Annotated in this window: 7 protein-coding genes; 2 read left to right on the top strand and 5 right to left on the bottom strand. The window is 62.8% G+C overall.

Going from position 1 to position 7,915, the window contains the following annotated elements; translation table 11 throughout:
* Nucleotides 1–264 precede the first annotated feature (264 nt).
* Complete coding sequence (gene pyrC, locus JF545_RS02085; RefSeq protein WP_206938083.1) at nt 265–1,305, bottom strand: dihydroorotase; 1,041 nt, start codon at nt 1,303–1,305, stop codon at nt 265–267.
* Nucleotides 1,306–1,607: 302 nt separating this feature from the next.
* Here pyrC and JF545_RS02080 point away from each other — a divergent pair, with 302 nt between their 5' ends.
* A complete protein-coding gene (locus JF545_RS02080; protein WP_347401298.1) occupies nt 1,608–2,138 on the top strand; it encodes a hypothetical protein in 531 nt (176 codons plus the stop codon).
* Nucleotides 2,139–2,334: 196 nt separating this feature from the next.
* Here JF545_RS02080 and JF545_RS02075 read toward each other — a convergent pair whose 3' ends face one another.
* Complete coding sequence (locus tag JF545_RS02075; protein ID WP_206939190.1) at nt 2,335–3,663, bottom strand: FAD-dependent oxidoreductase; 1,329 nt, start codon at nt 3,661–3,663, stop codon at nt 2,335–2,337.
* 246 nt (nt 3,664–3,909) lie between these two features.
* On the bottom strand, nt 3,910–4,371 hold the full coding sequence (locus JF545_RS02070) for a TerB family tellurite resistance protein (protein ID WP_242520562.1): 462 nt from the start codon (nt 4,369–4,371) through the stop codon (nt 3,910–3,912).
* Between the two features lie 51 nt (nt 4,372–4,422).
* Between JF545_RS02070 and JF545_RS02065 the strand changes: the two genes are divergently transcribed.
* Complete coding sequence (locus JF545_RS02065; protein WP_206938074.1) at nt 4,423–4,890, top strand: DUF3592 domain-containing protein; 468 nt, start codon at nt 4,423–4,425, stop codon at nt 4,888–4,890.
* A gap of 37 nt (nt 4,891–4,927) precedes the next feature.
* On the opposite strand, the gene JF545_RS02060 is transcribed toward JF545_RS02065, so the two are convergent.
* On the bottom strand, nt 4,928–6,487 hold the full coding sequence (locus JF545_RS02060; RefSeq protein ID WP_224852023.1) for a DHA2 family efflux MFS transporter permease subunit: 1,560 nt from the start codon (nt 6,485–6,487) through the stop codon (nt 4,928–4,930).
* Nucleotides 6,484–7,602, bottom strand: a complete 1,119-nt coding sequence (locus JF545_RS02055) for an HlyD family secretion protein (RefSeq protein ID WP_206938072.1) — start codon at nt 7,600–7,602, stop codon at nt 6,484–6,486. Before JF545_RS02055 ends, JF545_RS02060 begins: the two co-directional genes overlap by 4 nt.
* Nucleotides 7,603–7,915 lie beyond the last annotated feature (313 nt).

The following is a 7,915-nucleotide window of genomic DNA, read 5'->3' as shown; positions in this document are numbered from 1 at the left end:
CTGGTACTAGCTGGTTGGCTTGCCCCACCGTCAGCGATGTCGCCTGCTGCATTTTTCATGTACAACGCAGCGCACCACGTACAACAATTTATGTCTCGTGATCCTGTTTCGGCTCGAATGCCAGGCCTTAGCGGGAAAACTATGCGCATAAAAAAAGCGCGCCCCTGAGGGCGCGCCATTTTGGCCAGAACACGCGATGTACCGCGCGTTCCGTCGTTTTCTGATCACGTCATCGCGAGCACCAAGCCAACGATAGCGGGAGGATCACTGCTCCCGCATCTTCCATCCAAGGGTTTCGCCGGCACGCAGCGGCACCAGGGTCTTCCCTTCGCCGAAGGGCAGCTCGGCAGGCACCTGCCACTCGGTCTTGTCCAGGGTAATGGGATCTACGTTGCGTGGCAGCCCATAGAAATCCGGGCCGTGGTGACTGGCAAAACCCTCAAGGCGATCAAGTGCTCCGGCCTGCTCGAATGCCGTCGCGTACAGCTCGATCGCGGTCAACGCTGTGTAAGCGCCGGCGCAACCGCAGTCGCTCTCCTTGTCGTGGCGAGCGTGAGGAGCGCTATCGGTGCCCAGGAAGAAGCTGGTGTCGCCAGAAGTCGCTGCCTCGATCAATGCCTCACGGTGACGCTCACGCTTGAGGATCGGCAGGCAGTAATAGTGAGGACGAATCCCGCCCACCAGCATGTGGTTGCGGTTATACAGCAAGTGATGGGCGGTGATGGTTGCCCCCACATTGGCCGGGGCCTGGGCCACAAAGCTCGCCGCATCGGCGGTAGTAATGTGCTCAAACACCACCTTGAGCTCAGGGTGGCGTGACAGCAGCGGCTTCATCACCCGGTCGATAAAGACCTTCTCCCGGTCAAAGATATCGATCTCGTGGTCCGTCACCTCGCCATGCACCAGCAGCGGCATGCCCAGACGAGCCATGGTGGCCACCGCTTCGTCGCAATGCTTCAGATCGGTCACGCCGGAATCAGAATTGGTGGTGGCCCCTGCCGGATACAGCTTGACCGCCTGTACCTTGCCGCTAGCCCAGGCCTGCTCGATATCGTCCGCCGTGGTACGGTCGGTCAGATACAGCGTCATCAGCGGCTCGAACTGGCTACCTTGCGGCAACGCCGCCAGAATACGCTCGCGGTAGGCCAGCGCCTGCTCCAGCACTGTCACCGGTGGCTTGAGGTTGGGCATGATGATGGCACGCCCCATCTGGCGCGCGGTGTCCCCTACCACTGACTCAAGCGCGACGCCATCGCGCAGGTGAAGGTGCCAGTCATCCGGGCGGGTCAAGGTAATGGAAGTCACTTGTTGTCCTGTCATCGAGTGGTTCAAGGTCGGGCGCAGTATACCGCAAAGCGATCGACCTCCGCTCATCGCCACAAAAGCACGATATTTCGCGTATCATGCGCAAGTGTCTCCTGCGAGCACTATCCTGACAGGCGAAAGGCGCCGGCAGGACAGGCCGACACAAGACGCGGAACAAGGCAGTGGCCATCCAGGTGGCCATGAAGAGTGAACGAGGCATTCAGGGCCAATAAATAGGCCTCGCCTGTCACCCAGGAACCCCCTGCGCCCCGTTTTTACCGACTAGCCCTAGCGAGAGCTCAATGCCCAAGGTACGTCACTACGCCGACCTGGTCGCCACCCTGGCGGGACTGATGTGGTTGATGCTGTATTGGTCGATCAGCGTATCACTGCATATCGATAGCGCCGAGCCGGCACTGGCTGCCCTGCTGATACTAGGCACCATGATCCTGCTGAGCTTTGTGCATCGCCCGGTGCGCGTCATGCTGAGCCGCTATCACGTGCGCAAGCGGCGCACCGAGATGTGGATGCATATTCTGGCGCTACCGCTGAACCTGGCGTTTCTGTTTGCCATCGTCATCGATCACCTGATCACGCCATTGAGCGGCGCGCAGAAGATGCTGCTGTTCAACGTCCTGGCCACCGCCAGCTGGTTGGTCTTTCTCGTCACCCTCCTGATGAAACTGCTGGCCAGGTCCATCGCTGAACGCCGTGGCGAGCGCAGCGATGACGACGCTGACAGCCCCCCTGACGTGAGCGCTGCAAGCGCCAGCGCATTGCCCCCCACTTCCGGCGAATCAACAGCCACCGAACGGCAGAAAGACAACAGCTGAACCCGCCCCTCACCATGACAACGCCACCTCACGCAGCCCTTATGGGCTTTGCCTGGAAAGCGAGAGCGCCAGACGAAAGACCGCAAAGCGGTGAGAAGGAAACGGGGGTGATAAGAAAGCGGTGAGAAGGAAACGGTAAGAAGAAAACAGGGCCACGAACATCGTGGCCCTTTTGCATTCTGAACGGGACAGCGTTTTAGAAACGATCGACCCTGAAGGGCGTCATATCGATATCCGCCGGCTCCCCCTCGATCAGCTGGGTCAGCAGCTTGCCGGTAACAGGGCCCAGCGTGAAGCCCTGATGCCCATGACCACAGGCCAGCCACAGGCCATCCTGTCCCGGCACCGGGCCAATCACTGGCTTCATGTCTGGCGTGCAGGGCCTGGCACCCTTCCAGGGCGTGGACTCCAGCCGCTGCCCCAGCGGGAAGAGTTCCCTCGCCTTGCGCTCCGCCGCCTCCAGCTGGTCAAGGTGCGCCGGCGCCTCCAGCCGCTCCAGCTCGGCCCCGGTGGTCAAGCGCACGCCCTGGCGCATCGGCGCCAGCAGATAGCCGACCTCGGCGTCCATGACCCAGTGACCGAGCGCCCGCTCGTCAGGCTGGGCATAGTGCATGTGGTAACCGCGCTTGACGAACAGCGGAATCCTCAAGCCCAAGGCCGTCATCCACTCCTGCGTCCAAGGCCCCAGCGCCATGACCAGACCGTCAGCGTCCAGCTGGCGGCTGACTGCACCGCCACCCAGTGACACCCGCCAGGCTTGGCCAGTGCGCTCCACGGCGTCCACATTGGCCTGCACGATCTCGCCCCCGGACTCGACAAAGGCCCGTGCGTAAGCAGCGACCAGATCCCCCGGACTGGCCACCGTCCAGGGGTCCAGCCAGTGAATGGCCCCGGCCAGCCCCTTGCCGCTGTCGTTGCCAGCGCCGCTCGCCAGGCCGGGTTCCAGCTGGGCAAGCTCTGCGCTGTCGAGTCGCTTGAAGCGAATCCCGAAGCGCTGCGCATCGGCCTGAGCCTGGGCGTGCCGCGCCGTCAGTTCGGCCTCGCTGCGATACACCTCCAGCCAACCGTCGCGACGAATCAACTCCTCAGCGCCCGATGCCGCAATCATGGCGGCATGGGCGTCAAGACAGCCTGAAATCAAGGACGCATACTCAGGCACAATTCGCTCATACCGCGCCGGCGCTGAATGCTGCCAGTACTTCAGCAAGGTACCCGCGTTGGCCATCATCGCACCAGGGCGGTAGCGGATATCGATCTGCCGATTCGGAGCCACCCGCAGCAGCGTGCCGAGGTCGCGAGGAAACGCATAGGGCCGAACCGCCTCGCGCTGGATGATGCCGGCATTGCCATAGGACGTCTCACGCCCCGGCTCGCGACGGTCCACCAGGGTCACCTGATGACCTCGCTGACTCAGATGCCAAGCAACGGACACGCCCACCATCCCAGCACCCACTACCACCATCTTGCGCGACATCTGCGTCTCCTTGTCTCGACTCGCACTGGCTGAATCAGAAAACTTTACTATCCCTGATCGCGTTCAACAGGATGATCCAGTGTACCTATCTCAAAAGCCAGTCTCACCCACTACAATTTCTCCGACAGACGATAACGCTATCGACAGACCCTGTGAGCTACAGACCTGAAAGCGAAGGACCCTGAAAGCAAAAGACCCCGTAAGCGAGAGACCCCGAAAACGAAAAAACCAAGCGCGCTTGAGCTTATCCATGCCGTCGCTGCTCAGGTTCGGTTGATGCAGGCATCCGTCCGTTGATCACCGCGCCGCGGCGCGATTTTCCTCGGCGATACGGGTGCGCACGAAATCGCCGTGGCTGACATGCAGCAACTCGGCCAGGGCACGGATGCGATGTTCTTCCAGGGCATCCTTCTCTCCATCGGCAAAGGCCAGCGCCCACATCTGCTGCACCAAGGCGACCCGCTCCTGATACCCGGTTCGGTCTCTCAGCTCACGCACAAAACGGTGATGGTCAACGGCCGTTTCCGCCTCCTGGCGGGCCAACGACATCAGCTCGTCCAACGCTGCCGGGTCCAGCTCGAAGCGCTGCTGCAGCTGCTCGCGCATCAGCGCGATCTCGCTGTCATCCATGCGATAGTCTGCCCGCACCACCTCACACAGCAGAACCGCCGTGGCCAAGGACAGGTCGACGTCTGCCTGGGCGTGTTCCGGCTGCGCCACATCGTTGATCCAATTCCTCAGGGAGGCCATCATCGTCATCGTTATCTCCTTGCCTGTACCACCATCTCAATGTCTTAGCAGGATACCGCCATGCCTCATCCGCTGCTGATCGTGTCACTCGCTGCCCTGATTGGCGCCATTGTTGCAGGCGCCGGGGCCTGGAAGGTGCGGGACGTCAACCGCTGGCCCAGCGCCCAGGTCACCGTCACCGACACCGGCGTCAGACTGGCCGAAGCACAGCGCCATCAGCGCGAGCGGGATGAACAGGCCAAGCGATATCTGGCACGCGTGGCCGTCGAAGGCCAACTCGAGGGTCGCCTTGTAACTTCCGACAACAGTGGCTTTGATGGCGTTCCCTCCTTCGAACGCCGCGAGGACGCCGAGGCCTATCTGGCCGCCTACCCCGTCGGCAGTCAGATAACGGTGCGCTACTCGCCTAGAGACCCGACCATCATCCACCTGGGCACGGCCAGCCTGCCCTGGGGACGCCTGGGCCTGGCGGGATTCCTGCTGATGGCAAGCCTAGGCGCCTTCGCGCTTTACACGACCAAGACCTGACCCTGGCAAGTCCCAGGCAATGATCGCAAGTGGCGGCTCAGGCTTCTGGCCGCCGAACCAGCAGGACCACCGGCGCGCAAAGCAGGTAGAGGGCACCCAGCCACAAGAAGATGTCATTGAACGCCAGTACCTGGGCTTCACGCGCCACCGTCTGCCCGACCAGCGCCAGCGCGCTCTGCTGCGGATCCGCCACATGACCGGCAAGCAAGCTCTCGTATCCCTGCAACCGCTCAAGCACGACACCACGCCCCTCATTTACTGCACCGATCAGCTGGCTCCAATGATAGTCCTCGCGGATGTCGCGAACGGTGTCCATCAGCGCCAGACCGACCGCCCCACCAAGGTTGCGCATGACGTTGAACAGCCCGCTGGCGTTGCCCACCTCTTCACGCGGCAAGGTCCCCAGCGCAATGCGCGAGGCCGGAATGATGCACAGGATCAGCCCCACCCCGCGCACGATCTGGGGCCAGAAGAACTGCTCGAACCCGGACTCTGACGTCAGGCAGGCGTTCATGATCGAGCCCACCCCCACCAGCACAAAGCCCACAAACATCAGCACGCGCAGGTCAACGCTGCCGGACAGCCGACCGGCCACGGGTGCGGTGAAGAACATCGCCACCCCGGTCACGAACATGACCTGACCGATCTGCAGGCTGGAAAAGCCGCGCACATAACCAAAGAACAGCGGCATCAGGTAGACCAGCCCGTACAGGGCGATGCCGATCACAAATCCCTGGCCGGCGCCCAGCGCAAAGTTGCGGTTGGCAAACGCGTGCAGGCCCACAATCGGATACCGATGGCGCAGCGTACGCACAAAGAAGCCGATGGCGGCCAGGCCGCAGGTCAGCGAGAGCATCAGGATCAGGTGATCATCGAACCAGTCATCCCCGGGGCCCTCTTCCAGCACGTACTCAAGGCACCCCAGAAAAACCGCCATCAGCGCCAGCCCCAGCACGTCCAGACGCCTGGCCGCGCTGCGGTCGCCCTTGTCGATATCCAAGAATCGCCACGCCGCCCAACTGACCAGCACACCTGGAATCACGTTAGCCAGAAACAGCCAATGCCAACTGGCGATCTCGGTGATGTAGCCCCCCACCGTGGGACCCACCGACGGCGCCATGGTCACCACCATGCCGATCACGGCCTGAACGGCGCCCATCATCCGACGCGGAAAGATCGAGAAGCTGATGGCGTGAGTGATCGGGATCATCGCCCCGCCAAGAAATCCCTGCAGTGCCCGCAAGATGACCAGCTGTTCGATGCTGGTCGCCAGCGCGCATCCCAGGCTTGCCAGGGTGAAGCCAACGCTGGACAGCACAAAGGCCACCCGCGTCGAGAGAATCCGGGTCAGCATCCCGGACAGCGGAATCATGATGATCTCGGCGATCAGGTAGGACGTCTGGACCCAGGAGATCTCCTCACTGCTGGCGGCAACGCCGGCTTGAATCTCGTTCAGCGAGCTGGCCACGATCTGGATATCCAGAATCGCCATGAACATGCCGAATACCGCTGCAATAAAGCCAATACGCTGAGGCCAGGGGGGAAGTTCATCGGCGCCCGAAGGCGCCGCGGAGGCAAGCGCTGGGGACTGACTCACGCGCCTGGCCCTGCCAGCGTCGCCGCTACCGGCGGCGTCTGCTCACGCTCGGCCTGGTGCCGCGCACCCAAGGGATCACCGTCCAGGGAGCGGGTGTCGACTTCAGGCACCACAGACAACCCCGCACGCAGCACGCCCAGTGCCTGTTCAGGCCCGGTCAGTCGAATCTTGACCGGCACCCGCTGCACGATCTTGTTGAAGTTGCCGGTGGCATTGTCCTGGGGCAGCAGACTGAACTGGGACCCCGTCGCCGGCGCCAGGCTGTCGACCACCCCCTCGAAGTGGACCTGGGGATAGGCATCGACCACCAGTCGCACCGGCTGACCAATGCGCATGCGCTCCGTCTGGGTCTCCTTGAAGTTCGCCACCACGTAGGCCGACTCGACCGGCACCAGGTGCATCAGGGTCAGCGAGGGCTGCGCCAGATCCCCGACCTCCGCGGTGATGGCACCGACAACGCCATCGCGCGGGGCCCGCAGCGTCGCCTTTGACAGCTGGTGTCGGGCGACCTCCACTGCCGCCTGTGCGGATACGACACGCGCCTGCGCCGCCTGTTCGTCGGCCAGCGCAACGTCCAGCTGTCGCTGGGCCGAGGTCAGTGCCGCCCGGCGTGCCGCCAGGTTGGCCGCGGCCACGTTGACGCTGGCTTCGTCGTCCTGCTGTTGCTGCTCCGAGGCGTACTGGCGTGACGCCAGCGAGCGCGATCGCTCCAGATGACGAAGCGCCTGGGCATGCTGCGCCTCGGCAGAAACCACCTGGGCCTGCGCCTCTTCGATGGCCGCACGCTGTCGTTCGATCTGTCGGCTGGCCTGGACCTGCTGGGAATGAGCCACCTGCTGGTCAGCCAGGGCCTGGGCCAGCTGCTGCTTGACGTCGGTGTCATCCAGCTTCACCAGAACATCACCAGCGCGCACCTGCTGGTTATCCATCACCGGCAGCTCCCGGATCAACGCCGATAGTTCAGCACGCAGACTGACCGCATCCGCATGCACATAGGCATTATCCGTCTCTTCCAGGTAACGGCCCGTCGACCACCAGCTCATGCCCCACCAGATCAGCGCCACCAAGGCCATCAGCCCGGCCAGTGCCACGATTGCCTTCTTGCCACGCGTCATCTCGTCCCCCACGTACCCTGTCTTACGCTTGTCTGGTTGCCGCCTGTGTCGACCCACGCGCTTCGTCATCGAAGCACCGGGAGGGGGCAGCAAGGCGCGGCCCTGGACAGCGCAAATTCATGAACCGCATTAGTGTAGCGCATGCTACACTTTTACGTCGCGGTGCTTTTTGCGTCGATCACCCCGCTGCTGTCTGCGGTGGCTGGGCCATTCGCCAGCATCGGCATCGGCATCGGTAACATGAACAACAGCAGCAACATGGGCGAGGTCCGCAACACCGGGGCATGTACCGCAGCACGAAACGGGGAAAGGA

Origin of the sequence: Halomonas litopenaei (genome assembly GCF_017303055.1) — a bacterium.
Lineage (GTDB): Bacteria > Pseudomonadota > Gammaproteobacteria > Pseudomonadales > Halomonadaceae > Halomonas > Halomonas litopenaei_A.
The sequence above is the reverse complement of the archived record's forward strand: the minus strand, read 5'-3'. Positions and strand labels throughout refer to the sequence as shown.

Coding starts and splice junctions, on each gene's coding strand:
- JF545_RS02065 (WP_206938074.1), top strand. CDS start 4,423: ATGCCTCATCCGCTGCTGATCGTGTCACTCGCTGCCCTGATTGGCGCC.
- JF545_RS02080 (WP_347401298.1), top strand. CDS start 1,608: ATGCCCAAGGTACGTCACTACGCCGACCTGGTCGCCACCCTGGCGGGA.
- JF545_RS02070 (WP_242520562.1), bottom strand. CDS start 4,371: ATGACGATGATGGCCTCCCTGAGGAATTGGATCAACGATGTGGCGCAG.
- JF545_RS02055 (WP_206938072.1), bottom strand. CDS start 7,602: ATGACGCGTGGCAAGAAGGCAATCGTGGCACTGGCCGGGCTGATGGCC.